We start from the raw sequence: 22,761 nt of genomic DNA, 5'->3' as shown, positions 1-22,761 counted from the left end.
ACTACTCTGTCCCACTCCTGGTCGCGGCGCTGGCGCGACGCGTCGGCCGGGCTACAATGGCCCCTCGCCGTAACAGCGTCCCTATATATAGTGGGCGCGCGCACCCATTCCCGCTGCCTATGCCCGCATCTACCCGCAACAGCTCGGAACTTGCCCTATCCCTGGAGAACGTATCCCTGGGGTACGGCGACTTTACGGTGCTGCGTGGCATTTCCATGCAGGTCAAGCCCGGCCAGGTGGTCGCCGTCATGGGCGGCTCGGGCTCCGGCAAGACCACCCTGCTGCGCGCCGCCACCGGCCAGCTCGCCGCCAAGGAGGGCGTGGTTCGCGTCTTCGGCCAGGAGCTGGGCGGTCTCGACCGCGAGGGTCTGCAGGCCGTGCGCAAGCGCATGGGCGTGCTGTTCCAGCAGGGCGCGCTGTTCACCGACCTCAACGTCTTCGAGAACGTGGCGTTCCCGCTGCGCGAACACACCCGCGACGACGAAGCCACCATCACCGCCCGCGTGCTCGACAAGCTCGACGCCGTCGGCCTGCGCGCCGCGGCCCACCTGAGGGTGGCCGAGATCTCCGGCGGCATGGCGCGCCGGGTGGCGCTGGCCCGCGCGGTCGTCCTCGAGCCCGAGCTGATTCTGTACGACGAGCCGTTCGCCGGCCTGGACCCGATCTCGCTCGGCATCACCGCGCGCCTGATCCGGCACCTGTCCGACCGGCTGCACTGCGCCTCGGTGCTGATCACGCACGATGTCCAGGAGTCCTTCGCGATCGCCGATGAGGTCTATCTCGTCGGCCGCGGCCAGCTGGCGGCCGCCGGTACGCCGGCGGAGCTGTCTGCCTCGCAAGACCCCTACGTGCGCCAGTTCCTCGACGGCGCGCCCGATGGCCCGGTGGCCTTCCAGTACCCCGAAACGCCGGCGTTCCGCGCCTGGCTGGCCAAACACGAAGGACGCAAGCGATGAGCTCGACCGGCAATCCGATTAGCAAGGCCGGCGGCTGGGTGCGTGGCCTGATCGCCGAAATCGGCTACTTCAGCCGTTTCTTCGGCGGCCTGCTGGCGCGCAGCGGCGTGGCGCTGCAACGCCCGCGTCTGGTATCGCAACAGATTCACTTCATTGGCAACTATTCGCTGCTCATCATCGCCGTCTCCGGCATGTTCGTGGGCTTCGTGCTGGGCCTGCAGGGCTATTACACGCTGAACCGCTACGGTTCCGAAGAAGCGCTCGGCCTGCTGGTGGCGCTGTCGCTGGTGCGCGAGCTCGGGCCGGTCGTGACCGCGCTGCTGTTCGCCGGCCGCGCGGGCACCTCGCTCACCGCCGAAATCGGCCTTATGAAAGCCGGCGAACAACTCTCCGCCATGGAGGTGATGGCCGTGGATCCGGTGCGCCGGGTCCTGGTGCCGCGCTTCTGGGGCGGCGTGATCGCCATGCCTATCCTGGCCTCGGTATTCTCCATGGTGGGGATCCTGGGTGGCTGGGTCGTGGGCGTGCTGATGATCGGCGTGGACGCCGGCGCGTTCTGGTCGCAGATGCAAAGCGGCGTCGACGTCTGGAAAGACGTCGCCAACGGCGTTATCAAGAGCGTGGTGTTCGGCGTGACCGTCACCCTCGTCGCGCTCTACGAAGGCTGGCAGGCCCGTCCCACGCCCGAAGGCGTGGCGCGGGCCACGACTCGCACGGTGGTGGTGGGCTCGCTCGCCGTGCTCGGCCTCGACTTCCTGCTCACCGCCCTGATGTTTGGCAATTGATACGGATTCATCATGTCTCGTGAAAAAACCGATTTCTGGGTAGGCCTCTTCGTGTTGCTGGGCGCGCTCGCGCTGGTGTTTCTGGCGCTGCGCGCCGGCAACCTGAGCACGTTCTCGTTTGCCCCCACCTATACCCTCACGGCCAACTTCGACAACATCGGCGGCCTGAAGCCGCGCGCCGCGGTCAAGAGCGCCGGCGTGGTCGTGGGCCGCGTGTCCAACATCTCTTTCGATGACCAGACCTTCCAGGCCGTGGTCACGCTGCACATGGACACGGCCTACAAGTTCCCCACCGACTCGTCCGCCTCGATCCTCACGTCGGGTCTGCTCGGCGAGCAATACCTCGGCCTCACCGCGGGCGCCGAGGAAGAAAATTTTGCTGACGGTGCCAAAATCCGCTATACACAAAGCGCCGTGGTGCTGGAGCAATTGATCAGCCAGTTCCTGTATGGCTCGGCCGAGAAGCAGGGCAGCAGCGCTGGCAATGCCGGTGGCGCATCCGCCGCTCCGGCGGCCACGCCGGCCGCACCCGCGCCCGCACCGGCACCCGCGCAATAAATTGGGCGATGGCGCGCGCAGGCGGGGTCTGCTCGCACATCGTTCATATTCACAAAAATATCAGCATCCGTTGAAGGCCTGACACCATGACCATGCAAGCCCTGTCCCGTATCGCCAGCGTCACGTTCGCCGGCGCGCTCCTGGCCGGCTGCGCCACGTCCCAGAATCCGGACCCGCGCGATCCCTGGGAAGGCTTCAACCGCGGCGTGTACAAATTCAACGACACGGTCGACCGCGCGCTCTTCAAGCCGGTGGCCCAGGCCTACACCTACGTGGTGCCGTCGCCCGCCCGCGACTGCGTTCACAACATGTTCAGCAACGTGAACGATCTCTGGGCCGGCACCAACAGCATGCTGCAGGGCCGCGGTCACGATTTCATCAACACCCTGGGCCGCTTTTTGTTCAACACCACCATGGGTGTGGGCGGCTGTTTCGACGTAGCTTCTGCTAACGGAGCGCGAAAGATTCCTAACGACTTCGGTGTTACGCTGGGTGTGTGGGGCATCGGCTCGGGACCGTATCTGGTACTGCCGATTTACGGTTCGAGCACCGTCCGCGACGGCGCTGGCCTGGCCGGCGACTGGCAGGCCGGACAATTCGTCTCGGTCTCCGCCATCGACAACGTCCGCCTGCGCAACTCCCTCTGGGGTCTGCAGGTCGTCGATACGCGTGCCAGCCTGCTCGAAGTCACTGACACCGTCGATCGCGTGGCGCTCGACCCGTACAGTTTCGTGCGCGATGCCTATCTGCAACGACGAGCGGCCATGGTCCGTGGCGACCGCGTCGACGCCGAGGGTTCCCTGCCGAACTACGAGGACGACGAAGCCGACACGACCGCTCCGGCCGCCACCCCGGCGAACCCGCCCGCGAAGTAAGTCACGCGGGCGCAAGAAGGAGTATCCATGCGGTTTTCTGTTTTCCCTCTGATGGGCCGCGTCGTGCTGGCCTGCTCGCTGCTGGCAGGCGCCAGCAGCGCCGCCCTGGCCAAGCCCGACCCCAAGGGCCCCCCGGGCGAGTTCGTGCAGCAAGCTGCCAACGAAGCCCTCGAAGTCATCAAGTCCGACGGCGCGGTGCGCGCCGGCAACCTCACCCGTATCAATGAGGTCGTCGACCAGCACATCCTGCCGTACGTCAACTTCACCAAGACCACCCGCCTCGCGGCCGGCCGCTTCTGGCGCCAGGCCACCGACGCGCAGAAGACGGCGCTCGCCGACGCCTTCCGCGGCACCCTGATCCGCACCTACAGCGGCGCGCTGGCCAAGGTCGACGGCAGCACCAAGGTGACCCTGCTGCCCCAGCGCGGCGACCCCAACGCCAACGACGTGGTCGTGCGCAGCCTGTTCAGCCAGGGCAACACCCAACCGGTGCAGGTGGACTACCGCCTCGAAAAGACCCCCGAAGGCTGGCGCATCTACGACATGAACGTCGAAGGCATCTGGCTCATCGAGAACTACCGCAACCAGTTCGCGCAGCAGATCAACCAGAACGGCATCGACGGCCTGATCGCCGCACTGAACCAGCGTAACCGCTGATCCCTCTCGCTGGCCGTCCACCGGGCGGCCAGCTTCCCCAGGCTGTTCCAAGCGTCACAAGCCCGCAAATCGCCGTTCTTCGGCGCTTGACCGGGGCGCCGGCCCTGCGGCCGGGCGGGGCTTTGGCGGGGCAAGCGCGCCACGCCTTATATAATGGCCGATTCGGCGCCTGCGGGCGCCGCGCCGCTTGCGCCCATCTATGTCAGCCGCCGTCAGTCTCCAGCACATCTCCAAGACCTACCCGCCGCGCAGTGCCGGCTGGCGCAAAGTCCTAGGCAAGACGGGTACGCCCGGCTTCCAGGCGCTCAATGATGTCAGCCTCGACATCGGCCACGGCGAGTTCTTCGGCCTGCTGGGCCCCAACGGCGCAGGCAAGACCACGCTGATTTCGATTCTGGCCGGTCTGGCGCGTGCCAGCGCGGGCCAGGCGAGCGTCTGTGGCTACGACGTCGTCACGCACTACAAAGAAGCGCGCCGCTCGCTGGGCGTGGTGCCGCAGGAGCTTGTCTACGACCCCTTTTTCACGGTGCGCGAAACGCTGCGCATCCAGTCGGGCTATTTCGGCCTGCGCCGCAACGATGACTGGATCGACGAGATCCTGTTCAACCTGGGCCTGGCCGATAAAGCCGACAACAACATGCGCGCCCTGTCGGGCGGCATGAAACGCCGCGTGCTGGTGGCGCAGGCGCTGGTGCACCGTCCGCCGGTGATCGTGCTCGACGAACCGACCGCCGGCGTCGACGTCGATCTGCGCCGCACGCTGTGGGAATTCATCTCGCGCCTGAACCGCGCGGGTCACACCATCATGCTGACCACGCATTACCTCGAAGAAGCCGAAGCGCTCTGTCATCGCATCGCCATGCTCAAGGGCGGCCGCGTGGTCGCGCTCGACACCACCCAGGCGCTGCTGGCGCGGGTCGGCGGCGTCGACCTCGAAGACGCCTTCGTCCGCATCATGCACCAGGACGACCCGCAGACGGCCGACCTGACGCCCGAGGAGGCCCGCTCGTGACCACGCCCGCCACCGAACAACGCGTTCAGCCCCGTCTCGACGCCGGCTCGGGCTTTCCGACGCTGCTGCGCAAGGAGCTGCTGCGCTTCTGGAAAGTGAGCTTCCAGACCATCGCCGCGCCGGTGATCACCGCGCTGCTCTACCTGCTGGTGTTTGCGCACGTGCTGGAAGGGCGGGTGATGGTGTACGACACCGTGCCCTATACGGCGTTTCTGATTCCCGGGCTCATGATGATGAGCATGCTGCAGAACGCCTTCGCCAACCCGTCCTCGTCGCTCATCCAGAGCCGGATCACGGGCAATCTGGTGTTCATGCTGCTGCCGCCGCTGTCGCACCGCGATATCTTCGGCGCCTACGTGCTGGCCGCGGTCGTGCGTGGCCTCGCCGTGGGCGTCTGTGTGTGGCTGGTCGCGCTGTATTTCGGCGCGCTGGTGCCGCGCCACCCCGGCTGGGTGCTGGTGTTCGGCGTGATGGCCTGCGGCATCATGGGCGTGCTGGGCGTGATCGCGGGCCTGTGGTCCGAGAAATTCGACCAACTGGCGGCCTTCCAGAACTTCCTCATCATGCCGGCCACGTTCCTATCGGGCGTGTTCTACTCGATTCACACGCTGCCGCCGTTCTGGCAGGCGGTGTCGCACTACAACCCGATCTTCTACACGATCGACGGCTTCCGCTACGGCTTCTTCTCCGTGTCGGACGTCTCGCCCTGGCGCAGTTTCGCCGTGGTGGCGGGCGTGTTCGTCGTGCTGTCGCTCTACGCGCTGCGCCTGCTCTCGCGCGGCTACAAACTCAGGAATTGACCCATGCTCCCCACTCCCGAACAGGTCCGTCAGTACATCGCGGATGGGCTGCCCTGTGATCATCTGGACGTGCAGGGCGATGGCTCGCACTTCGACGCGGTCATCGTCAGCCCGGCCTTCGAAGGCAAGCGCCTGATCGCACGCCATCAGCTGGTCTATGCCGCGCTGGGCGACCGCATGAAGGCCGAAATCCACGCACTGTCGATGCGCACCCTGACCCCCGCCGAGTACGCCAAGGCAGGCACCTGATGGACAAGCTTCGCATCACCGGCGGCGCCCCGCTCGCGGGCGAAGTCACGGTGTCGGGCGCGAAAAACGCCGCGCTGCCGATCCTGTGCGCCAGCCTGCTCTCGGCCGAGCCGCTCACGCTGGCCAATGTTCCGCAGCTCAACGACACCACGACCATGCTGCGCCTGCTGGGCACCATGGGCGTGCGCAGCGAGCAGACGGGCACCGACGCCGTGATCCTGCAGGCCGATCGCGTCGACAAGCTCGAGGCCCCGTACGAGCTCGTCAAGACCATGCGCGCCTCGATCCTGGTGCTGGGTCCGCTGGTGGCCCGCTTCGGCGAAGCGCGCGTCAGTCTGCCCGGCGGCTGCTCGATCGGGCAGCGTCCGGTCGACCAGCACATCAAGGGTCTCGCCGCGCTGGGCGCCGAGATCAGCATCGAACATGGTTTCGTCGTGGCGCGGGCCAAGCGCCTGAAGGGCGCCTCGATCCGCACCGACATGGTCACCGTCACCGGTACCGAAAACCTGTTGATGGCGGCCGTGCTGGCCGAAGGCCAGACCATCCTCGAAAACGCCGCGCGCGAACCCGAGATCGTGGACCTGGCCGAACTGCTCATCAAAATGGGCGCCCGCATCAGCGGCCATGGCACCGACCGTATCGTGATCGACGGTGTGGAGCGCCTGCATGGCGCGGACCACCGCGTGATGTCCGATCGGATCGAGGCCGGCACCTTTCTGTGCGCCGTCGGCGCCGTGGGTGGCGACATCCTGCTGCGCGACGCCGCCCCCGCGGCCATGGGCGCCACGCTCGATAAGCTGGCCGAGGCCGGCTTGCAGATCGAAACCGGCCCCGACTGGATCCGCGCCCGCATGCAGGGCCGCCCCAAGGCGGTCGGTCTGCGCACGCACGAATACCCGGGCTTCGCCACCGACATGCAGGCCCAGCTGATGGCGCTCAACACCATCGCCGAGGGCACCGCGGTCATCGTCGAGAACATCTTCGAAAACCGCTACATGCACGTGCAGGAGCTCTGCCGCCTGGGCGCCGAGATCGACATCGACGGCCATACCGCCGTGGTGCGCGGCGTGCCCCGTCTGTCGGGCGCCACCGTCATGGCCACCGACCTGCGCGCGTCCGCCAGCCTCGTGATCGCGGGCCTGGCCGCCGAAGGCGACACCCTGGTCGATCGCATTTATCACCTGGATCGTGGCTACGACCGCATGGAGGTCAAGCTGCAGGGCCTGGGTGCCCGGATTCAACGTATCACCGGCAAGGAATCGGCATGAGCCAAGCGACTGTCCGCCCGTTGACCCTGGCGCTGTCCAAGGGTCGCATCTTCGAAGAAACCATGCCTCTGCTGGCCGAGGCCGGCATCGAGGTCAGCGAGAACCCCGAAAGTTCGCGCAAGCTGATCCTCCCCACCAGCGACCCCGGTCTGCAGCTGATCATCGTGCGCGCCTCCGATGTGCCCACGTACGTGCAGTACGGCGCGGCCGATTTCGGCATCGCGGGCAAGGATGTGCTGATCGAGCACGCCGCGCAGCAGCCCGGCCGCCTGTACCAGCCGATCGATCTCAACATCGCGCGCTGCCGCCTGTCGGTCGCCGTTCGCCACGATTTCGACTACGCGGCTGCCGTGCACCAGGGCGCCCGCCTGCGCGTGGCCACCAAGTATGTGCAGTCGGCCCGCGAACACTTCGCCAGCAAAGGCGTGTACGTCGACATCATCAAGCTGTACGGCTCGATGGAGCTCGCGCCGCTGGTCGGCCTGGCCGACGCGATCGTCGACCTCGTGTCCACCGGCGGCACGCTGCGCGCCAACGGTCTCGTGGCTGTCGAAGACATCATGCAGATCTCTTCGCGGCTGATCGTCAACCAGGCCTCGCTCAAGACGCGCGGCGAACGGTTGCAACCGCTGCTGGACGCCTTCGAACGCGCCGCCGCCCGCAACGCCTGACCCCCGGGCGCGCCCGCCGGCGCGCCGCGACCTTGCCCGTACGATGACATCATGGCTCTGATCAAACGTCTCGACTCCCGCGACCCGGGTTTCAAATCCGCCCTGACCACGCTGCTGGCCTTCGAGGCTTCGCAGGACGAATCCATCGACCGCGCGACGGCCGGCATCCTGGCCGACGTGCGCGGCCGCGGCGACGCCGCGCTGCTCGAGTACACGCAGCGCTTCGATCGCGTGCCGGCCACCGACGTGACCGCGCTGGAGATTCCCAAGTCCGAATGGCAGTCGGCGCTGGCGGCGCTGCCCACCGCGCAACGCAATGCCCTCGAGGCCGCCGCCGACCGCGTGCGCGCCTATCACGAACACCAGCGCATCGAGACCTGGACCTACACCGACGCCGAAGGCAACACGCTGGGCCAGCAGGTCACGCCGCTCGACCGCGTGGGCCTGTACGTGCCGGGCGGCAAGGCCGCCTATCCCTCGTCGGTATTGATGAACGCCATCCCGGCCAAGGTGGCCGGCGTGCCCGAGCTCATCATGGTCACGCCCACGCCTGACGGCGTGCGCAATCCCATCGTGCTGGCCGCCGCCGCCATTGCCGGCGTCGATCGCGCCTTCGCCATCGGCGGCGCGCAGGCCGTCGGCGCGCTGGCCTACGGCACCGCCACCGTGCCGGCCGTCGACAAGATCGTCGGTCCGGGCAATGCCTACGTGGCCGCCGCCAAGCGCCGCGTCTATGGCACCGTGGGCATCGACATGATCGCCGGCCCGAGCGAAATCCTGGTCATCTGCGACGGCAAGACGCCGGCCGACTGGATCGCCATGGACCTGTTCTCTCAGGCCGAGCACGACGAACTCGCGCAATCCATTCTGCTGTGCCCGGACGCCGACTTCATCGCCGACGTCGAGGCCGCCATCGCGCGCCTGCTGCCGCAAATGCCGCGCGCCGAGATCCTGCGCACCAGCCTGGCCAACCGCGGTGCGCTGATTCTGGTGCGCGACCTCGAAGAAGCCTGCGCCATCGCCAACGACATCGCGCCCGAACACCTGGAAATTTCCACCGAGCAGCCCGAGATCTGGACCGCGAAGATCCGCCACGCCGGCGCGATCTTCATGGGCCGCTACAGCTCCGAGTCGCTGGGCGACTACTGCGCGGGCCCCAACCACGTCCTGCCGACCTCGCGCACGGCGCGCTTCTCGTCGCCGCTGGGCGTGTACGACTTCCAGAAGCGCTCCAGCCTGATCCAGGTGTCGCACGCCGGCGCCCAGACGCTCGGGCGCATCGCCGCCGAACTGGCGCTGGGCGAAGGCCTGCAGGCGCACGCCGCCAGCGCGCAGTACCGGCTCGACAAGGAATGACCGGCCGCATCGGGCCGGCCGCCGAGCCGGCCCGCGGCCTCTCGTCACGGACAGGGGAGTCCTCGCATGAACGATAGCGCGGTCGCCGCGCGTATCGCCCGCACCGTGCGGGCCGATATCCGCGCGCTCACGGCCTACCCGGTCGCCCAGGCGGCGGGCTGCATCAAGCTCGACGCCATGGAATGCCCGTACCCGCTGCCCGATACGGTGCGCGACGCCATCGCCGCCACGGCACGCGAGGCCGAACTCAATCGCTACCCGGCCTCCGATCAGCAGGCGCTCAAAGCCGAGGTCGCCGCCGCCTTCGGCGTGCCGGCCGGCGCCGGCCTGCTGTTCGGCAACGGCTCCGACGAGCTGATCCACCTGTTGATCCAGGCCTGTTGCGAGCCGGGCGACACCGTGCTGTCGCCCTGGCCCTCGTTCGTCTATTTCGACATGGCCGCGCGCTTCGACCATGCGCGTTTCGAGGCCGTCCCGCTGACGAGCGACCTCGAGCTCGACCTGCCCGCCATGCTGGCCGCGATCGAGCGCACCCAGCCCAAGGTGGTGTTCCTGGCCGTGCCGAACAACCCCACGGGCGGCACCTGGACCGAACCGCAGATCCGCGCGATCCTCGCGGCGGCGCCCGGCCTGGTGGTGATCGACGAGGCCTACCAACCGTTTGCCGACGGCACCTGGATGCCCGAACTGCTGGCCCAGCCCAATCTGGTGGTCATGCGCACGGTGTCCAAGATCGGCCTGGCCGGTCTGCGTTTCGGCTACCTGGCCGGACATCCGGCCTGGATCGCCGAGATCGACAAGGTCCGCCCCCCGTACAACCTCGACGTCCTGAGCCAGGCGGTGCTGCGTACCGTGCTGCGCCATAAAGACGTGCTCGACGCCCAGGCCGCGCGGCTGCGGGCCGACCGCGCGCCGCTGGCCCGGGCGCTGGCCGCTTTGCCGGGCGTGCAGGTGTATCCGAGCGGGGGCAACTTCATCCTTGCGCGCTTCAGCGGCCAGCCCGATGGCAACGCCGTGCATCTCGCCCTGAAAACGCGCAAAATACTGGTTAGAAACTTCTCGGCGGCGCATCCGCTTCTGGCCGGATGCCTGCGCATCTCGGTCGGCACGCCAGACGAGAACGCGGCCCTGCTGGCCGCTCTGCAAGACATCCTGAGCTCCGAGTCCTGACATGCGTACCGCCGAAATCATCCGCAATACCAACGAAACGCGCATCCGTGTGGCCGTCAATCTCGACGGCACCGGCAAGCAGACCATCGACACGGGCGTGCCCTTCCTCGATCACATGCTCGACCAGATCGCGCGCCACGGCCTCGTCGACCTCGACATCAAGGCCGACGGCGACACGCACATCGATGCGCACCACACGGTCGAAGACGTCGGCATCACGCTGGGCATGGCGATCGCCAAGGCCATCGGCAACAAGGCCGGCCTGCGCCGCTACGGCCACGCCTATGTGCCGCTCGACGAAGCCCTGTCGCGCGTCGTGATCGACTTCTCGGGCCGCCCCGGCCTCGAGTACCACATCGATTTCACGCGTGCGCGCATCGGCGATTTCGATGTCGACCTCACGCGCGAGTTTTTCCAGGGCCTGGTCAATCACGCCCTCATGACGCTGCACATTGACAACCTGCGCGGCTTCAACGCGCATCACCAATGCGAAACCGTGTTCAAGGCCTTCGGCCGCGCGCTGCGCATGGCCATGGAAGTCGATCCGCGCATGGGCGACGTGATCCCCTCGACCAAGGGCGTGCTGTAATCGGGGCAGGGGCGCCGCTGGCGGCGTCCCGTTTGGCGCCGCGCGCGCCCGCCTTCCTCGCCGTTCACCTCTCACCAGGCAGACCTCAGTGAGCACTATCGCCATCGTCGACTACGGCATGGGCAACTTCCATTCCGTGGCACGCGCGCTGCAATACGCCGCGCCCGACGCCGACATCCGCATCTGCAATCGCCCCGACCAGATCGCCGCCGCCGACCGCGTGGTGTTCCCGGGGCAGGGCGCCATGCCCGACTGCATGCGCACCCTCAACGAATCCGGCCTGCGCGAAGCCGTGCTCGACGCGGCCCGCAGCAAGCCGCTGCTGGGCGTGTGCGTGGGCGAGCAGATGCTGTTCGAATCCAGCCAGGAGGGCGACACGCCCTGCCTGTCGGTGTTTCCGGGCGCCGTGCATCGATTCGCCGGCCCGCAGTTTGCCGATGTGGTGCATGCCGACGCGCAGGGCCAGACCGGCCCCGCGCCGGCGCCGGGCAGCCCCGAGCGCCTCAAAGTGCCGCACATGGGCTGGAACAAAGTCCGTCAAACCCGCTCTCACCCTTTGTGGGACGGCATTCCCGACGACACCCATTTCTATTTCGTCCACAGTTACTACGCGGTGCCCCGGGATGCCGCCCTGACCGTGGGGGAAAGCGATTATGGACTCGCCTTTACCTGCGCAGTGGCCGCCGGTAACATTTTCGCGGTGCAGTTCCACCCCGAAAAGAGCGCCGCGCACGGTTTGCGCCTGTATCGCAATTTTGTAGACTGGCAGCCGTAAGCCTCGGACGTCCCCCACGCAGCCGAAGGCGCAGCAAGCCGAAGGCGCAGCGTGGGGGGCAATTTTTCCGCCGGGCCGCCCCAAGGAAAAAAGCCCCCTCGGGGGGCAGCAAGCCGAAGGCGCAGCGTGGGGGTCAATTTTCTCCCGGGCCGCCCCAAGGAAAAAAGCCCCCTCGGGGGGCAGCAAGCCAAAGGCGCAGCGTGGGGGCCAACACTCTCGCGCCGCCGTCTTTTTTCCAACCGATTTTTTACCTTCGCTACCCATCATGCTCCTGATCCCCGCCATCGACCTCAAAGACGGGCGCTGTGTGCGCCTGCGCCAGGGCGACCTGGACGATGCAACGGTGTTCTCCGAAGACCCCGCCGCCATGGCCACCCGCTGGCTCGAACAGGGCGCGCGGCGCCTGCATCTGGTCGATCTCAACGGCGCCGTCGCGGGCAAGCCCCTCAACGAGGCGCCGATCAAGGCCATCCTCGACGCCGTGGGCGACGACATCCCGGTGCAGATCGGCGGCGGCATTCGTGATCTCGACACCATCGAGCGTTACCTCGATGCCGGTATCTCGTACGTGATCATCGGCACGGCGGCCGTGAAGAACCCCGGCTTCCTGCACGACGCGTGCGGCGCGTTCCCCGGCAACATCATCGTCGGCCTCGACGCCCGCGACGGCAAGATCGCCACCGATGGCTGGAGCAAGCTCACCCGCCACGACGTCCTCGACCTCGCCAAGAAGTTCGAAGACTACGGCTGCGAAGCCATCATCTACACCGACATCGGCCGTGACGGCATGCTGTCGGGCGTGAACGTCGAAGCCACCGTGCGGCTCGCCCAGCACGTGCGCATTCCGGTCTACGCCTCGGGCGGCATCGCCGGCATCGCCGACATCGAGGCGCTCTGCGCCGTCGAGTCCGAAGGTGTCGAAGGCGCGATCCTGGGCCGCAGCATCTACGAAGGCACGCTCGACTTCCAGGCCGCGCAGGCCCGCGCCGACGAACTGACCCAATGAACGCTTCCGCCAGCAGCGCCACGGCGCTGACCCGCCGCATCATTCCCTGCCTGGACGTCACCGCCGGCCGCGTCGTCAAGGGCGTGAACTTCGTCAATCTCACCGACGCGGGCGACCCCGTCGAGATCGCGCGCCGCTACAACGAACAGGGCGCCGACGAACTCACGTTCCTCGACATCACCGCCACCAGCGATGGCCGCGATCTGATCCTGCCCATCATCGAGCAGGTGGCATCGCAGGTCTTCATTCCGCTGACGGTGGGGGGTGGCGTGCGGCAGGTGTCCGACGTGCAGCGGCTGCTCAACGCAGGCGCCGACAAGATCAGCATCAACAGCGCGGCGGTGACCAACCCCGAGCTGGTGCGCGCCGCGGCCGACTATCACGGTTCGCAATGCATCGTCGTCGCGATCGACGCCCGCCGCGTGAGCGGCGAGGGCGAGCCGGCGCGCTGGGAAGTCTTCACCCATGGCGGCCGCAAGGCCACCGGCCTGGACGCCGTGGCGTGGGCACGCCGCATGGCGGCCTATGGCGCCGGCGAGATCCTGCTCACCAGCATGGACCGCGACGGCACCAAGTCGGGCTTCGACCTCGAACTCACCCGCGCGGTGTCCGACGCCGTGCCCGTGCCCGTGATCGCCTCCGGCGGCGTGGGCAACCTCGATCACCTCGCCGAAGGCGTGACCACCGGTCGCGCCAGCGCGGTGCTGGCGGCCAGCATCTTCCACTTCGGCCAGCACACCGTGCGCGAATGCAAGGAATTCATGTCCGCCCGCGGCATCGAAGTCCGGCTCGACTGTTGAGATCCTTATGACTAGCGCCCCCAACTGGTTGTCGGACGTCGTGTTCGACGACAACGGACTCATCCCCGCCATTGCCCAGGACGCCGACAACGGCCAGATCCTGATGGTGGCCTGGATGAATGCCGACGCTCTTTCCGAGACCGCCGCCACCGGCCGCGCCGTGTATTGGTCGCGCTCGCGCAAGCGCCTGTGGCGCAAGGGCGAAGAGTCCGGCCACCAGCAGCAGGTCGACGAACTGCGCCTCGACTGCGACGGCGACGTCATCCTGCTGAAAGTGCGCCAGGCCGGCGGCATCGCGTGCCACACCGGCCGCGCCAGCTGCTTCTACCGCCGCCTCGACGGCACCGCCGACAGCGCCACCTGGACCACCGTCGACCCGGTGCTCAAAGACCCCGAGCTGATCTACAAATGAGCGCATCCCCCCTCACCACCGGCGACGTGCTGGCCCGCGTGGCCGACACCCTCGAGAGCCGCCGCCCCGACCGCGGTGGCGATCCTCAGTCCTCTTACGTGGCCAAGCTGCTGGCCAAGGGCCCCGATTCGTTTCTCAAGAAGATCGGCGAAGAGGCCACCGAGCTGGTGATGGCCGCCAAGGACAATCAGCCCGAGCGCATTATTAGTGAAACCGCTGATCTGTGGTTCCATTGCCTGGTGGCTTTGACTCATTACAATCTGCGTCCCGAAGATGTGCTGGCCGAGCTGGCCCGGCGCGAAGGTCTGTCGGGCCTTGAAGAGAAAGCCCGGCGTCCCGCCGGTTGATCACGGAACCCGAGATGAGCGAGAACTGTCTTTTCTGCAAGATCGCCCGCGGCGATATTCCGGCCACCAAGGTCTACGAAGACGATGAATTCGTCGTCTTCAAGGACATCAATCCGGCCGCGCCCGTCCACCTGCTGTTGATTCCCCGCCGGCACGTCGTGTCCATGCAGGACGTCACGCCGCAGGACGCCGACTGGTTGGGTAGAATGATGACGTTGGTTCCTCGTCTGGCGGCCGAGAACGGCTGCAATCCCGGGCCCGAAGGCGGCTTCCGGATCCTGGCGAACGCGGGCGTCGAAGGCGGCCAGGAAGTACCTCACCTGCATTTCCACCTCATCGGCGGCGCCCGTCCCTGGCAGGGACGCACGGCCCCCAACGCATAACCACGGAGATCCCTCATGGGTAGCTTCAGCATTTGGCATTGGTTGATCGTCCTGGTCATCGTTGCCCTGATTTTCGGCACCAAGAAACTGCGCAACATCGGCTCCGATCTGGGCGGCGCCGTGAAGGGCTTCAAGGAAGGCATGAAAGACGCCAACGGCGACAAGCCCAACGAGCAGGTCACCAACAACACCCAGCAGCGCGCCGACGACACGATCGACGTGCAAGCCAAGGAAAAGCAAAACCCTTGATCCTTGCCGGAGCTCGCACGGCCGCGCGCCGCCTTCGGGTCGCGCGCGCCGCGCGTCGTTCCGCTTGCATCTCCCTACACTGGCGGCAACTGCATGTTTGATGTCAGCTTCACAGAACTGCTCGTAGTCGGCGTCGTGGCGCTCATCGTCATCGGCCCCGAGCGGCTGCCCAAAGTGGCCCGCACCGTGGGCCACCTGCTCGGCCGTGCCCAGCGCTACGTCAACGACGTCAAATCCGACATCCAGCGCGAGATCGAGCTCGACGAGCTGCGCAAGTTCAAGCGCGACATGGACGACGCCGCCAGCGAAGTCCACACCTCGGTACGCCAGGCCTCCGATTCGCTGCGCACGAGCGGCGATGCCCTGCGGGCCGAACTCGACGACACGGCGCGTGCCGTGGCGCAGAGCGGCGCCTCGCCCGCCGCGGAATCGCCGGCCGCCGGATCGCCCGCCGCCGGATCGCCGGCCGCGGGATCGCCCGCCGCCCCCGACCCGACCATCGCGCCGCCTTCGGCGGGCAATAGCGTGCCGAGCCCCGTCCCGTCGGCCCCCGCGGCCCAGGTTGTCCCGGCCCCGGCCGCCCCCGCACCCGCGCCTGTCTCGCCCACCACCGAGCACAGCCCCGAGCCCGCGCCCAAGAACCCGTCCACCGGTACGCCAACGTGAACCAGCAAGTCCACAACGAAGAAGAGATGCAGCAGGACAGCTTCATCTCGCACCTGGTGGAACTGCGCACCCGGTTGCTGAAGGCCGCCGGCACGGTGCTGGCCGTCTTCATCGTGCTGTTCATCTATCCCGGCGCCTCGGCCATCTACGACGTGCTGGCGCAGCCCATGCTGTCGTCGCTGCCCGAGGGCACGCGCATGATCGCCACCGGCGTCATCACGCCGTTCATGGTGCCGGTCAAGGTCACGATGATGGCCGCCTTCGTGGTGGCGCTGCCCGTGGTGCTGTATCAGGCCTGGGCGTTCGTCGCACCCGGCCTCTATCGCCACGAAAAGCGGCTCGCCATGCCGCTCATCGTGTCCAGCACGCTGCTGTTCATCCTGGGCATGGCGTTCTGCTACTTCTTCGTGTTCCGCACGGTGTTCCACTTCATTGCGACCTTCGCGCCGCAATCGATCACGCCCGCGCCGGACATCGAGGCGTATCTCAGCTTCGTCATGACCATGTTCCTCGCTTTCGGCATCACCTTCGAGGTGCCGGTCGCCGTGGTGCTGCTGGTCAAGACCGGCCTGGTCAACGTGGCCAAGCTGCGCGCCGCGCGCGGCTATGTGATCGTGGGCGCGTTCGTGATCGCGGCGATCGTCACGCCGCCCGACGTCGTGAGCCAGTTCATGCTGGCCGTGCCGTTGTGCCTGCTCTACGAGCTCGGGGTGATCGTGGCCAGCATGATCAAGCCAAACCCCCGGGGCGGGGCCGACGCCGAAAGCGGCTCGCTCACCGAGCGCCCCTGAGCGGGCGTCCCTGAGCGGGCGTTCCTGGCCGGGCACCCCTCGCCGCGTGCCCCTGACCGGGCGTCCCTGACCGGGCGTCCCTGACCGGGCCTCCCTGGCCGGGCGCCCCTGGCCGGGCGCCCCTCACCGGGTGCCCTAGCTAGCCGGGCACCCCGCCCTTCAAACGCGCTGCTGCGGGATTCTGAGAGTTCTGCGGCGCATTCGCGTGGTTAGAGTCGGCGGCATGAGCCTATCCGACCGACTTCGCAAGCAGATGCGCTGGCGCGGGATCCAGAGCCAGAGCCAACTGGCACGGATCTCCGGCGTGCCGCAGGCATCGATCCATCGCATCCTTCTGCGCGAGCACTACACGCCTCGGCTCGACACGCTCCGGCGCCTCGCGCAGGCGCTCGACACCACCGTCGCCTGGCTCGACGAAGGGTTGGTGACCAACCTGCCGCCCCAGCATGTTCCCCCTGAACCCGACGCGGCCGAGCAGGCGCTGGCCGACGGCTATCAGCGCGAGCTGCTCGCCCTGACCGCGCCGCTGGACGCCGCCGCGCGGCGCCAGGTGGTGGGAGTGGTGCGCCTGCTGGTCAAGGGCCTGCGGCCTCCCTCCCGAGGCCGGCGCGGCCCTTAGCGGGGCCGCGACGGCCGCGTACCGACGGTCACGGTCAGATCCAGCGGCTTGCCGGCCCGCAACACCTTGAGTACGGCCTTGTGGCCGGGTGTGAGACTCGCGATCTGGCCCAACATGCCACGTGTATCGCGCACAGCTTGGCCCTCGACCGCCTGCACGATGTCGCCCACGCGCAGGCCCGCGCGTCCGCCCGGACCATCGCGCATCACGCCAGCGATCACGACGCCCTGCGTGGTGGCCGGCAGATTGAAGGCCCGCGCCAGTTCGGGCGTCATGTCCTGCGGCTCCACGCCCAGCCAACCGCGCTTGACCTTGCCGGTCTTGACGATGTCGTCGAGCACGCGCTGGGCGGTCTCGGCGGGAATCGCGAATCCGATGCCGAGCGATCCGCCCGTTTCCGAATAGATGGCGGTGTTGATGCCCACCAGATTGCCCGACGCATCGATCAGCGCGCCGCCCGAGTTGCCCGGATTGATCGCGGCATCGGTCTGAATGAAGTTTTCGTAGGTGTTGATGCCCAGACCATTGCGGCCGAGCGCCGACACGATGCCCTGAGTCGTGGTCTGGCCCACGCCGAACGGATTGCCGATCGCGAGCACCACATCGCCCACGCGCAGCTTGGCGTTCGAGAAGGCCGCGACGGGCAGGGGATCGAGCTTGCCCTCGAGCTTGATGACGGCCAGATCGGTCTCGGTATCGGCGCCCACCACCTTGGCGCGCACCTCGCGGCCATCCGCCAGCGCCACTTCGATCGCGTCGGCCGCATCGACCACATGGAAGTTGGTGAGCACATAACCCTGCGGGCTCACGATCACGCCGGAGCCCAGGCTGGTGCTGGACTCGCGCCGCGACAGTCCGGGCACCTGACCGAAAAGCTGACGCAAGGCCGGGTCGTCGGGGAGCGGCACGAGCGGCACGTCGACGTGTTTGGTGGTGTAGATATTCACCACCGAAGGCGCGCCGCGCGACACGGCGTCGGCGTAGCTCGACACCGCCGGACCCGCCGCGCCGTTGGGCCGCGTTGCCGGCGCCGGGCTACGCGTACCCTGCAGCTGCAGCCAATCGGGGCGCAAGGTGGTGACGACGAATAAAATGGCCAGACTGACCGTGACGGCCTGAGCGAATATCAGCCAAAGGCGACGCATAAATTTCCACAGGGCAAGCAATGAATACGATCGAGACCCGCGCACTGGCCGCCTGGCTGGACGACACCCTGCAAGCCAGCCGCTTTCGCGACTACTGCCCGAACGGGCTGCAGGTCGAGGGCAAGAGCAAAATAGGCCACATTATCACCGGCGTGACGGCCAGCGAGGCACTTCTGCGCGCCGCGATCGAACGCGGCGCCGATGCCGTGCTGGTGCACCACGGCTGGTTCTGGAAAAACGAAGACGCGCGGGTGCGCGGTCCGAAACGCACGCGGCTGGCGCTCACCCTCGCGCACGACCTCAACGTGTTCGGCTACCACCTGCCGCTCGACGCGCATCCCACGCTGGGCAACAACGCCCAGCTGGCGCGCGTGCTGGGTCTCGAGCCCGCACGCCGCGACGACGGTGCGCCGCTCACCTGTGGCCCCGACAATCTCGTGTGGCTGGGCAGCGCGCCCGGCGTGGCGACGCTCGGTGAGCTGGCCGCGCAGGTGCAATCACGGCTGGGCCGCGAGCCGCTGGTCGTGGGCAATGCCGGTCAACCGGTGGGCCGCGTGGCGTGGTGCACCGGCGGCGCGCAAGGCATGATGGCCGACGCCGTGGATGCGGGCGCAACGATCTACATCACGGGTGAAGCGTCCGAGCCCACCACGCATCTGGCGCGCGAAACCGCAACCGGTTTCATCGGCGCCGGACATCACGCCACCGAACGCTATGGCGTGCAGGCGCTGGGCGAAGCGGTGGCAGAGGCCTTCGACATCCGCGTCGAGTTCATCGACATCGACAATCCGGTCTGAGACGCGCATCGACGGCGCACCTTGCCGGCCGCGCCTTGGCCGCACCTAGCCGGCCGCACCTCGCCAACCGCACCTCGCCAACCGCACCTCGCCAGCCAGGGCGAGCGAGGTGCGTCACGACGACGTCAGAGCGTGTCGGGTCGGCGCAGCGGATCCGGGCTGGCGGGCGTATGCGGCACCGCGGCATTCTGCTTGAGCAGCAGGTCGCGGATCTCGCGCAGCACGACCACGTCCTCGGGCGGAGCGGCGGGCTTCGCGGGCGCGGGTTCGGGCTTGTGGCGTGCCGAATTGATGGCCTTCACCATCCAGAAAATCACGAAGGCCAGCAGGATGAAGTTGATGAAGATGGTGAGGAAGTTACCCCACGCGAGCACGACGGCGCCGGCCTTCGTGAGGTCGGCGTAATTCATCGGGCCCGTATAGCCTTCGGGCATCCGCAATATCCAGAACTTGTTCGTGAAGTCGACCTGGCCACCGAGTATCCAGTTGGCCACGGGCATGATGATGTCTTTGACGATGGAGTCGACGATCTTACCGAACGCCGCGCCAATGATGACACCGACCGCGAGGTCGATTGCGTTGCCCTTGACGGCGAAATCACGAAATTCCTGCAGAAAACCTTTGGCTTTGCTCATGCATACCCCCTAATAACAACACGCCCGTGCTTGGGCTAAGGCTATAATACGCGGTTGCTATGCTGTACATATTCCCCGCATAACGGATGCAGCTGTCCTGATGCTAGTCCAGGCCATGCTGTGCCAACAAGGATAGGAAATGAGTCAGGATACGCTGTTGCATGACGAGGACGGTGCAGTTGATCCCAATTTGCCGCCTGATCCTTCCCGACGTTTCTGGGTAACCACCGCCTGTGCGGTGGGCGGTGTGGCAGGAGCCGCAGCAGCCGTCCCATTCGTCAGCACATTCGCCCCTTCAGAAAAAGCTCGCGCCGCCGGCGCTCCCGTCGAAGTCGATGTCGGCGATCTGGCTCCCGGCCAGTTGCGCACCGTCGAATGGCGCGGCAAACCGGTCTGGATCATGCGCCGCTCCGAAGATCAGCTGAAGGGCATCCAGACTCAAAACGCCCTTGTCGCCGATCCCAACTCGGATCGCCCCGACTACACTCCCGCCTACGCCAAAAACGAATACCGCTCGCGCAAGCCCGAGCTCTTCGTCTGTGTCGGCATCTGTACCCATCTCGGGTGTTCTCCCACCCCTCATTTCGAATCCGGTGCTGGCGCGGGTATGCCCGCAAACTGGCAAGGCGGCTTTCTGTGCCCCTGCCACGGCTCCACGTTCGACCTCGCTGGCCGCGTCTACAAAAACAAACCTGCGCCAGACAATCTCGAAGTTCCTCCGTATCAGTATTTGAGCGACACCCGAATCATCGTGGGCGTCGACGAAGACAATAAGGCCTGAGCTCCGCAATATTCATTCCCGCGGACACTCAGGCCTTCGTAATCGCAGCAAATACGCCAATACAAGAGAATAGAGAAGGAGCCGTTATGGCTGGCGACAAAATCGTCGAGACGACAGGCCTGCTGGGCTGGCTGGACCGACGCTTCCCGGTGACCTCCACCTGGAAAGCGCACCTGTCCGAGTACTACGCGCCCAAGAATTTCAACTTCTGGTACTTCTTCGGTTCGCTCGCGCTGCTGGTGCTGGTGATCCAGATCGTCACCGGCATCTTCCTGGTGATGCACTACAAGCCCGACGCCGAACGCGCCTTCCAGTCGGTCGAATACATCATGCGCGAAGTGCCCTGGGGCTGGCTGGTGCGCTACATGCACTCCACCGGCGCCTCGATGTTCTTCGTCGTCGTCTACCTGCACATGTTGCGCGGCCTCTTCTACGGTTCGTACCGCAAGCCGCGCGAGCTGGTGTGGATCTTCGGTGTCGCGATCTTCCTCTGTCTGATGGCCGAGGCCTTCTTCGGCTATCTGCTGCCGTGGGGCCAGATGTCGTATTGGGGCGCGCAGGTGATCGTGAACCTGTTCTCCGCGATCCCGTTCATCGGTCCTGATCTGTCGATCTGGATCCGCGGCGATTACGTCGTGTCCGACGCCACGCTCAACCGCTTCTTCGCCTTCCATGTGATCGCGATTCCGCTGGTGCTGATCGGTCTGGTGGCCGCGCACCTGGTGGCGCTGCACGAAGTCGGCTCCAACAATCCCGATGGCATCGAGATCAAGCAAGGCCCCAAAGACAAATACGGCCGGCCCAAGGATGGCATCCCGTTCCATCCGTTCTATACGGTGCATGACATCGTCGGCGTGGCGGGCTTCCTGATCGTGTTCTTCGCGATCGTGTTCTTCGCGCCCGAGATGGGCGGCTACTTCCTCGAGTACAACAACTTCCTGCCGGCCGACCCGCTCAAGACGCCGCCGCACATCGCACCGGTCTGGTATTTCACGCCGTTCTATTCGATGCTGCGCGCGACCACCGCGGAGTTCACCTGGGTCCTGGCGGGCCTGGCCCTGCTCGGTGCCATCGCGCTGCTCTGGAAGAGCAAGGCCACCGGCATCATGCGCCTCGTGCCGCCGGTCATCCTGATCGTGGTCGCGGTCCTGCTCACCCAGATCGACGCCAAGTTCTGGGGCGTGGTCGCGATGGGCGGCGCCGTCGTGATCCTGTTCTTCCTGCCGTGGCTCGATCACTCGCCCGTCAAGTCGATCCGCTACCGGCCGGGCTGGCACAAGTGGCTCTACGGCATCTTCATCGTCAACTTCCTGGTGTTGGGCTACCTGGGCACGCAGCCGCCCAGTGATGCGTTCAACCTCACTTCGCAGATCGGCACGCTGATCTACCTGGGCTTCTTCTTCCTGATGCCCATCTGGAGCCGGCTCGGCACGTTCAAGCCGGTCCCGGATCGCGTGACCTTCCATGCCCATTGAGCCCCAACACGCAAACGGAACGACCATGATCAAAAAACTGATCGGCGCCGTGGCCCTGATGCTCACGTGCACCGCCCTGCAGGCCGCCGAGCTCGGCGCTCCCCTCGACCGCGCGCCCAACAAGGTCAATGACCTCGCCTCGCTGCAAAACGGCGCGAAGCTGTTCGTCAACTACTGCCTGAACTGTCATAGCGCGCAATCGATGCGCTACAACAAGCTCCAGGAAATCGGGCTCACCGACAAGCAGATCCAGGACAACCTGTTATTCACAGGCACCAAGGTGGGCGACCTGATGAAGGTCGCCATGACGCCGGCGGATGCCAAGAAGTGGTTCGGCACCATGCCGCCCGACCTGTCCGTGATCGCGCGTGCGAAGTCCATCAATGCCGGCCCGAGCGGGTCCGACTATATCTATACCTACCTGCGCACGTTCTATCGCGACACCAGCACGGCCACCGGCTGGAACAATCTGGTTTTCCCCAACGTGGGCATGCCGCACGCCCTCTGGGACCGCCAGGGCCCCCGCGAACTGACCCGGGTCGTCACCCGGTCCGTCGAGGGCTCGGACGGCAAGAAAAGCTGGGAAAAGGTCACGACGTTGTATGATGCTCAAGGTTTTTCCACTTCCAAGGTCGAAACCGTCGCCGGCCACGGGCATGCCGCTCACCCGGAAGCCCGATTCAAGGCCCTGAATCCCGCGCAAGCCGCTGCCTACGACCGTGACGTCGCGGACCTCACCGCGTTCATGACGTGGATGTCCGAACCGGTTCAGCGCTTCCGGGTCCAGCTCGGCGTCGGCGTTCTGATCTTCCTGGGGCTGTTCCTGGTCGTCGCCTGGCGCCTGAATGCCTCCTACTGGAAACATGTACGCTAACCTGTAAACCGTAACGCCCGGCACGTATCGTCCGTCCCCATAACCTGGCGCGACGGACGA

The 22,761-nt window shown here is 66.5% G+C and carries 29 protein-coding genes; 27 read left to right on the top strand and 2 right to left on the bottom strand.

What is annotated here, in order from left to right; all coding sequences use genetic code 11:
* The first annotated feature begins 119 nt into the window (after positions 1 to 119).
* From CAL25_RS01775 to CAL25_RS01665, 23 genes are all read left to right on the top strand, one after another.
* A complete protein-coding gene (locus tag CAL25_RS01775) occupies positions 120 to 956 on the top strand; it encodes an ABC transporter ATP-binding protein (protein ID WP_094798223.1) in 837 nt (278 codons plus the stop codon).
* Positions 953 to 1,741 carry a lipid asymmetry maintenance ABC transporter permease subunit MlaE gene (gene mlaE / locus CAL25_RS01770; RefSeq protein ID WP_094798222.1) on the top strand — a complete coding sequence of 263 codons (789 nt, stop codon included), beginning with the start codon at positions 953 to 955 and terminating at the stop codon, positions 1,739 to 1,741. The genes CAL25_RS01775 and mlaE overlap by 4 nt, the downstream gene beginning before the upstream one ends.
* A gap of 12 nt (positions 1,742 to 1,753) precedes the next feature.
* On the top strand, positions 1,754 to 2,299 hold the full coding sequence (gene mlaD, locus CAL25_RS01765; RefSeq protein ID WP_094798221.1) for an outer membrane lipid asymmetry maintenance protein MlaD: 546 nt from the start codon (positions 1,754 to 1,756) through the stop codon (positions 2,297 to 2,299).
* An 86-nt stretch (positions 2,300 to 2,385) separates the two neighbouring features.
* Entirely contained in the window at positions 2,386 to 3,174 is a 789-nt protein-coding gene (locus CAL25_RS01760) for an MlaA family lipoprotein (RefSeq protein WP_094798220.1), read from the top strand.
* A 27-nt stretch (positions 3,175 to 3,201) separates the two neighbouring features.
* Positions 3,202 to 3,831: an MlaC/ttg2D family ABC transporter substrate-binding protein gene (locus CAL25_RS01755; RefSeq protein WP_094798219.1), complete on the top strand. Its 630-nt coding sequence runs from the start codon at positions 3,202 to 3,204 to the stop codon at positions 3,829 to 3,831.
* Positions 3,832 to 4,030: 199 nt separating this feature from the next.
* Positions 4,031 to 4,843 (top strand): ABC transporter ATP-binding protein, encoded by an 813-nt coding sequence (locus CAL25_RS01750; RefSeq protein WP_094798218.1) that lies wholly within the window; start codon positions 4,031 to 4,033, stop codon positions 4,841 to 4,843.
* Positions 4,840 to 5,643 carry an ABC transporter permease gene (locus tag CAL25_RS01745; RefSeq protein ID WP_094798217.1) on the top strand — a complete coding sequence of 268 codons (804 nt, stop codon included), beginning with the start codon at positions 4,840 to 4,842 and terminating at the stop codon, positions 5,641 to 5,643. The genes CAL25_RS01750 and CAL25_RS01745 overlap by 4 nt, the downstream gene beginning before the upstream one ends.
* A gap of 3 nt (positions 5,644 to 5,646) precedes the next feature.
* Positions 5,647 to 5,892, top strand: coding sequence for a BolA family protein (locus CAL25_RS01740; RefSeq protein ID WP_094798216.1), 246 nt, complete (start codon positions 5,647 to 5,649; stop codon positions 5,890 to 5,892).
* Positions 5,892 to 7,160, top strand: coding sequence for a UDP-N-acetylglucosamine 1-carboxyvinyltransferase (gene murA, locus CAL25_RS01735; RefSeq protein WP_094798215.1), 1,269 nt, complete (start codon positions 5,892 to 5,894; stop codon positions 7,158 to 7,160). Before CAL25_RS01740 ends, murA begins: the two co-directional genes overlap by 1 nt.
* A complete protein-coding gene (gene hisG, locus CAL25_RS01730; RefSeq protein WP_094798214.1) occupies positions 7,157 to 7,831 on the top strand; it encodes an ATP phosphoribosyltransferase in 675 nt (224 codons plus the stop codon). Before murA ends, hisG begins: the two co-directional genes overlap by 4 nt.
* Positions 7,832 to 7,882: 51 nt before the next feature.
* Positions 7,883 to 9,187, top strand: a complete 1,305-nt coding sequence (hisD, locus tag CAL25_RS01725; protein WP_094798213.1) for a histidinol dehydrogenase — start codon at positions 7,883 to 7,885, stop codon at positions 9,185 to 9,187.
* Between the two features lie 66 nt (positions 9,188 to 9,253).
* On the top strand, positions 9,254 to 10,357 hold the full coding sequence (gene hisC, locus CAL25_RS01720) for a histidinol-phosphate transaminase (RefSeq protein ID WP_094798212.1): 1,104 nt from the start codon (positions 9,254 to 9,256) through the stop codon (positions 10,355 to 10,357).
* 1 nt (position 10,358) lies between these two features.
* Entirely contained in the window at positions 10,359 to 10,946 is a 588-nt protein-coding gene (hisB, locus tag CAL25_RS01715; RefSeq protein WP_094798211.1) for an imidazoleglycerol-phosphate dehydratase HisB, read from the top strand.
* A gap of 88 nt (positions 10,947 to 11,034) precedes the next feature.
* Positions 11,035 to 11,721, top strand: coding sequence for an imidazole glycerol phosphate synthase subunit HisH (gene hisH / locus CAL25_RS01710; protein WP_094798210.1), 687 nt, complete (start codon positions 11,035 to 11,037; stop codon positions 11,719 to 11,721).
* Positions 11,722 to 11,986: 265 nt separating this feature from the next.
* A complete protein-coding gene (gene hisA, locus CAL25_RS01705; protein WP_094798209.1) occupies positions 11,987 to 12,727 on the top strand; it encodes a 1-(5-phosphoribosyl)-5-[(5-phosphoribosylamino)methylideneamino]imidazole-4-carboxamide isomerase in 741 nt (246 codons plus the stop codon).
* Entirely contained in the window at positions 12,724 to 13,527 is an 804-nt protein-coding gene (gene hisF, locus CAL25_RS01700; RefSeq protein ID WP_094798208.1) for an imidazole glycerol phosphate synthase subunit HisF, read from the top strand. Before hisA ends, hisF begins: the two co-directional genes overlap by 4 nt.
* Before the next feature lie 7 nt (positions 13,528 to 13,534).
* On the top strand, positions 13,535 to 13,939 hold the full coding sequence (hisI, locus tag CAL25_RS01695; RefSeq protein WP_094798207.1) for a phosphoribosyl-AMP cyclohydrolase: 405 nt from the start codon (positions 13,535 to 13,537) through the stop codon (positions 13,937 to 13,939).
* On the top strand, positions 13,936 to 14,286 hold the full coding sequence (locus CAL25_RS01690) for a phosphoribosyl-ATP diphosphatase (protein ID WP_094798206.1): 351 nt from the start codon (positions 13,936 to 13,938) through the stop codon (positions 14,284 to 14,286). Before hisI ends, CAL25_RS01690 begins: the two co-directional genes overlap by 4 nt.
* A gap of 14 nt (positions 14,287 to 14,300) precedes the next feature.
* Positions 14,301 to 14,669: a histidine triad nucleotide-binding protein gene (locus CAL25_RS01685; protein WP_094798709.1), complete on the top strand. Its 369-nt coding sequence runs from the start codon at positions 14,301 to 14,303 to the stop codon at positions 14,667 to 14,669.
* A gap of 15 nt (positions 14,670 to 14,684) precedes the next feature.
* Positions 14,685 to 14,918 (top strand): Sec-independent protein translocase subunit TatA, encoded by a 234-nt coding sequence (tatA, locus tag CAL25_RS01680; RefSeq protein ID WP_094798205.1) that lies wholly within the window; start codon positions 14,685 to 14,687, stop codon positions 14,916 to 14,918.
* Positions 14,919 to 15,011: 93 nt separating this feature from the next.
* Positions 15,012 to 15,584, top strand: coding sequence for a Sec-independent protein translocase protein TatB (tatB, locus tag CAL25_RS01675; RefSeq protein ID WP_094798204.1), 573 nt, complete (start codon positions 15,012 to 15,014; stop codon positions 15,582 to 15,584).
* Entirely contained in the window at positions 15,581 to 16,375 is a 795-nt protein-coding gene (gene tatC / locus CAL25_RS01670; RefSeq protein ID WP_094798203.1) for a twin-arginine translocase subunit TatC, read from the top strand. The genes tatB and tatC overlap by 4 nt, the downstream gene beginning before the upstream one ends.
* Before the next feature lie 223 nt (positions 16,376 to 16,598).
* Complete coding sequence (locus tag CAL25_RS01665) at positions 16,599 to 16,994, top strand: helix-turn-helix domain-containing protein (protein WP_094798202.1); 396 nt, start codon at positions 16,599 to 16,601, stop codon at positions 16,992 to 16,994.
* Here the strand turns inward: CAL25_RS01665 and CAL25_RS01660 are convergent.
* On the bottom strand, positions 16,991 to 18,139 hold the full coding sequence (locus CAL25_RS01660; protein ID WP_094798201.1) for a trypsin-like peptidase domain-containing protein: 1,149 nt from the start codon (positions 18,137 to 18,139) through the stop codon (positions 16,991 to 16,993). The genes CAL25_RS01665 and CAL25_RS01660 overlap by 4 nt on opposite strands.
* Before the next feature lie 20 nt (positions 18,140 to 18,159).
* Here CAL25_RS01660 and CAL25_RS01655 point away from each other — a divergent pair, with 20 nt between their 5' ends.
* On the top strand, positions 18,160 to 18,936 hold the full coding sequence (locus CAL25_RS01655; protein WP_094798200.1) for a Nif3-like dinuclear metal center hexameric protein: 777 nt from the start codon (positions 18,160 to 18,162) through the stop codon (positions 18,934 to 18,936).
* 125 nt (positions 18,937 to 19,061) lie between these two features.
* On the opposite strand, the gene mscL is transcribed toward CAL25_RS01655, so the two are convergent.
* Positions 19,062 to 19,571 (bottom strand): large conductance mechanosensitive channel protein MscL, encoded by a 510-nt coding sequence (gene mscL / locus CAL25_RS01650; RefSeq protein ID WP_094798199.1) that lies wholly within the window; start codon positions 19,569 to 19,571, stop codon positions 19,062 to 19,064.
* Positions 19,572 to 19,710: 139 nt separating this feature from the next.
* Here mscL and petA point away from each other — a divergent pair, with 139 nt between their 5' ends.
* The 3 genes from petA to CAL25_RS01635 all read left to right on the top strand — a co-directional run bounded on the left by petA (position 19,711) and on the right by CAL25_RS01635 (position 22,701).
* Complete coding sequence (gene petA, locus CAL25_RS01645) at positions 19,711 to 20,352, top strand: ubiquinol-cytochrome c reductase iron-sulfur subunit (protein ID WP_094798198.1); 642 nt, start codon at positions 19,711 to 19,713, stop codon at positions 20,350 to 20,352.
* 86 nt (positions 20,353 to 20,438) lie between these two features.
* Positions 20,439 to 21,827 (top strand): cytochrome b, encoded by a 1,389-nt coding sequence (locus CAL25_RS01640; RefSeq protein ID WP_094798197.1) that lies wholly within the window; start codon positions 20,439 to 20,441, stop codon positions 21,825 to 21,827.
* Between the two features lie 25 nt (positions 21,828 to 21,852).
* Positions 21,853 to 22,701 (top strand): cytochrome c1, encoded by an 849-nt coding sequence (locus CAL25_RS01635; RefSeq protein ID WP_094798196.1) that lies wholly within the window; start codon positions 21,853 to 21,855, stop codon positions 22,699 to 22,701.
* Positions 22,702 to 22,761: the final 60 nt, after the last annotated feature.

It is taken from the genome of Bordetella genomosp. 5, from assembly GCF_002261315.1.
GTDB lineage: Bacteria > Pseudomonadota > Gammaproteobacteria > Burkholderiales > Burkholderiaceae_B > Bordetella.
This window is presented reverse-complemented; position numbering and strand designations above follow the sequence as displayed.

What these genes read in the sequence shown, in the direction of transcription:
- CAL25_RS01775 (WP_094798223.1), top strand. Translation starts at nt 120, where the DNA reads ATGCCCGCATCTACCCGCAACAGCTCGGAACTTGCCCTATCCCTGGAG.
- mlaE (WP_094798222.1), top strand. Translation starts at nt 953, where the DNA reads ATGAGCTCGACCGGCAATCCGATTAGCAAGGCCGGCGGCTGGGTGCGT.
- mlaD (WP_094798221.1), top strand. Translation starts at nt 1,754, where the DNA reads ATGTCTCGTGAAAAAACCGATTTCTGGGTAGGCCTCTTCGTGTTGCTG.
- CAL25_RS01760 (WP_094798220.1), top strand. Translation starts at nt 2,386, where the DNA reads ATGACCATGCAAGCCCTGTCCCGTATCGCCAGCGTCACGTTCGCCGGC.
- CAL25_RS01755 (WP_094798219.1), top strand. Translation starts at nt 3,202, where the DNA reads ATGCGGTTTTCTGTTTTCCCTCTGATGGGCCGCGTCGTGCTGGCCTGC.
- CAL25_RS01750 (WP_094798218.1), top strand. Translation starts at nt 4,031, where the DNA reads ATGTCAGCCGCCGTCAGTCTCCAGCACATCTCCAAGACCTACCCGCCG.
- CAL25_RS01740 (WP_094798216.1), top strand. Translation starts at nt 5,647, where the DNA reads ATGCTCCCCACTCCCGAACAGGTCCGTCAGTACATCGCGGATGGGCTG.
- murA (WP_094798215.1), top strand. Translation starts at nt 5,892, where the DNA reads ATGGACAAGCTTCGCATCACCGGCGGCGCCCCGCTCGCGGGCGAAGTC.
- hisG (WP_094798214.1), top strand. Translation starts at nt 7,157, where the DNA reads ATGAGCCAAGCGACTGTCCGCCCGTTGACCCTGGCGCTGTCCAAGGGT.
- hisD (WP_094798213.1), top strand. Translation starts at nt 7,883, where the DNA reads ATGGCTCTGATCAAACGTCTCGACTCCCGCGACCCGGGTTTCAAATCC.
- hisC (WP_094798212.1), top strand. Translation starts at nt 9,254, where the DNA reads ATGAACGATAGCGCGGTCGCCGCGCGTATCGCCCGCACCGTGCGGGCC.
- hisB (WP_094798211.1), top strand. Translation starts at nt 10,359, where the DNA reads ATGCGTACCGCCGAAATCATCCGCAATACCAACGAAACGCGCATCCGT.
- hisA (WP_094798209.1), top strand. Translation starts at nt 11,987, where the DNA reads ATGCTCCTGATCCCCGCCATCGACCTCAAAGACGGGCGCTGTGTGCGC.
- hisF (WP_094798208.1), top strand. Translation starts at nt 12,724, where the DNA reads ATGAACGCTTCCGCCAGCAGCGCCACGGCGCTGACCCGCCGCATCATT.
- hisI (WP_094798207.1), top strand. Translation starts at nt 13,535, where the DNA reads ATGACTAGCGCCCCCAACTGGTTGTCGGACGTCGTGTTCGACGACAAC.
- CAL25_RS01690 (WP_094798206.1), top strand. Translation starts at nt 13,936, where the DNA reads ATGAGCGCATCCCCCCTCACCACCGGCGACGTGCTGGCCCGCGTGGCC.
- CAL25_RS01685 (WP_094798709.1), top strand. Translation starts at nt 14,301, where the DNA reads ATGAGCGAGAACTGTCTTTTCTGCAAGATCGCCCGCGGCGATATTCCG.
- tatA (WP_094798205.1), top strand. Translation starts at nt 14,685, where the DNA reads ATGGGTAGCTTCAGCATTTGGCATTGGTTGATCGTCCTGGTCATCGTT.
- tatB (WP_094798204.1), top strand. Translation starts at nt 15,012, where the DNA reads ATGTTTGATGTCAGCTTCACAGAACTGCTCGTAGTCGGCGTCGTGGCG.
- CAL25_RS01665 (WP_094798202.1), top strand. Translation starts at nt 16,599, where the DNA reads ATGAGCCTATCCGACCGACTTCGCAAGCAGATGCGCTGGCGCGGGATC.
- CAL25_RS01660 (WP_094798201.1), bottom strand. Translation starts at nt 18,139, where the DNA reads ATGCGTCGCCTTTGGCTGATATTCGCTCAGGCCGTCACGGTCAGTCTG.
- CAL25_RS01655 (WP_094798200.1), top strand. Translation starts at nt 18,160, where the DNA reads ATGAATACGATCGAGACCCGCGCACTGGCCGCCTGGCTGGACGACACC.
- mscL (WP_094798199.1), bottom strand. Translation starts at nt 19,571, where the DNA reads ATGAGCAAAGCCAAAGGTTTTCTGCAGGAATTTCGTGATTTCGCCGTC.
- petA (WP_094798198.1), top strand. Translation starts at nt 19,711, where the DNA reads ATGAGTCAGGATACGCTGTTGCATGACGAGGACGGTGCAGTTGATCCC.
- CAL25_RS01640 (WP_094798197.1), top strand. Translation starts at nt 20,439, where the DNA reads ATGGCTGGCGACAAAATCGTCGAGACGACAGGCCTGCTGGGCTGGCTG.
- CAL25_RS01635 (WP_094798196.1), top strand. Translation starts at nt 21,853, where the DNA reads ATGATCAAAAAACTGATCGGCGCCGTGGCCCTGATGCTCACGTGCACC.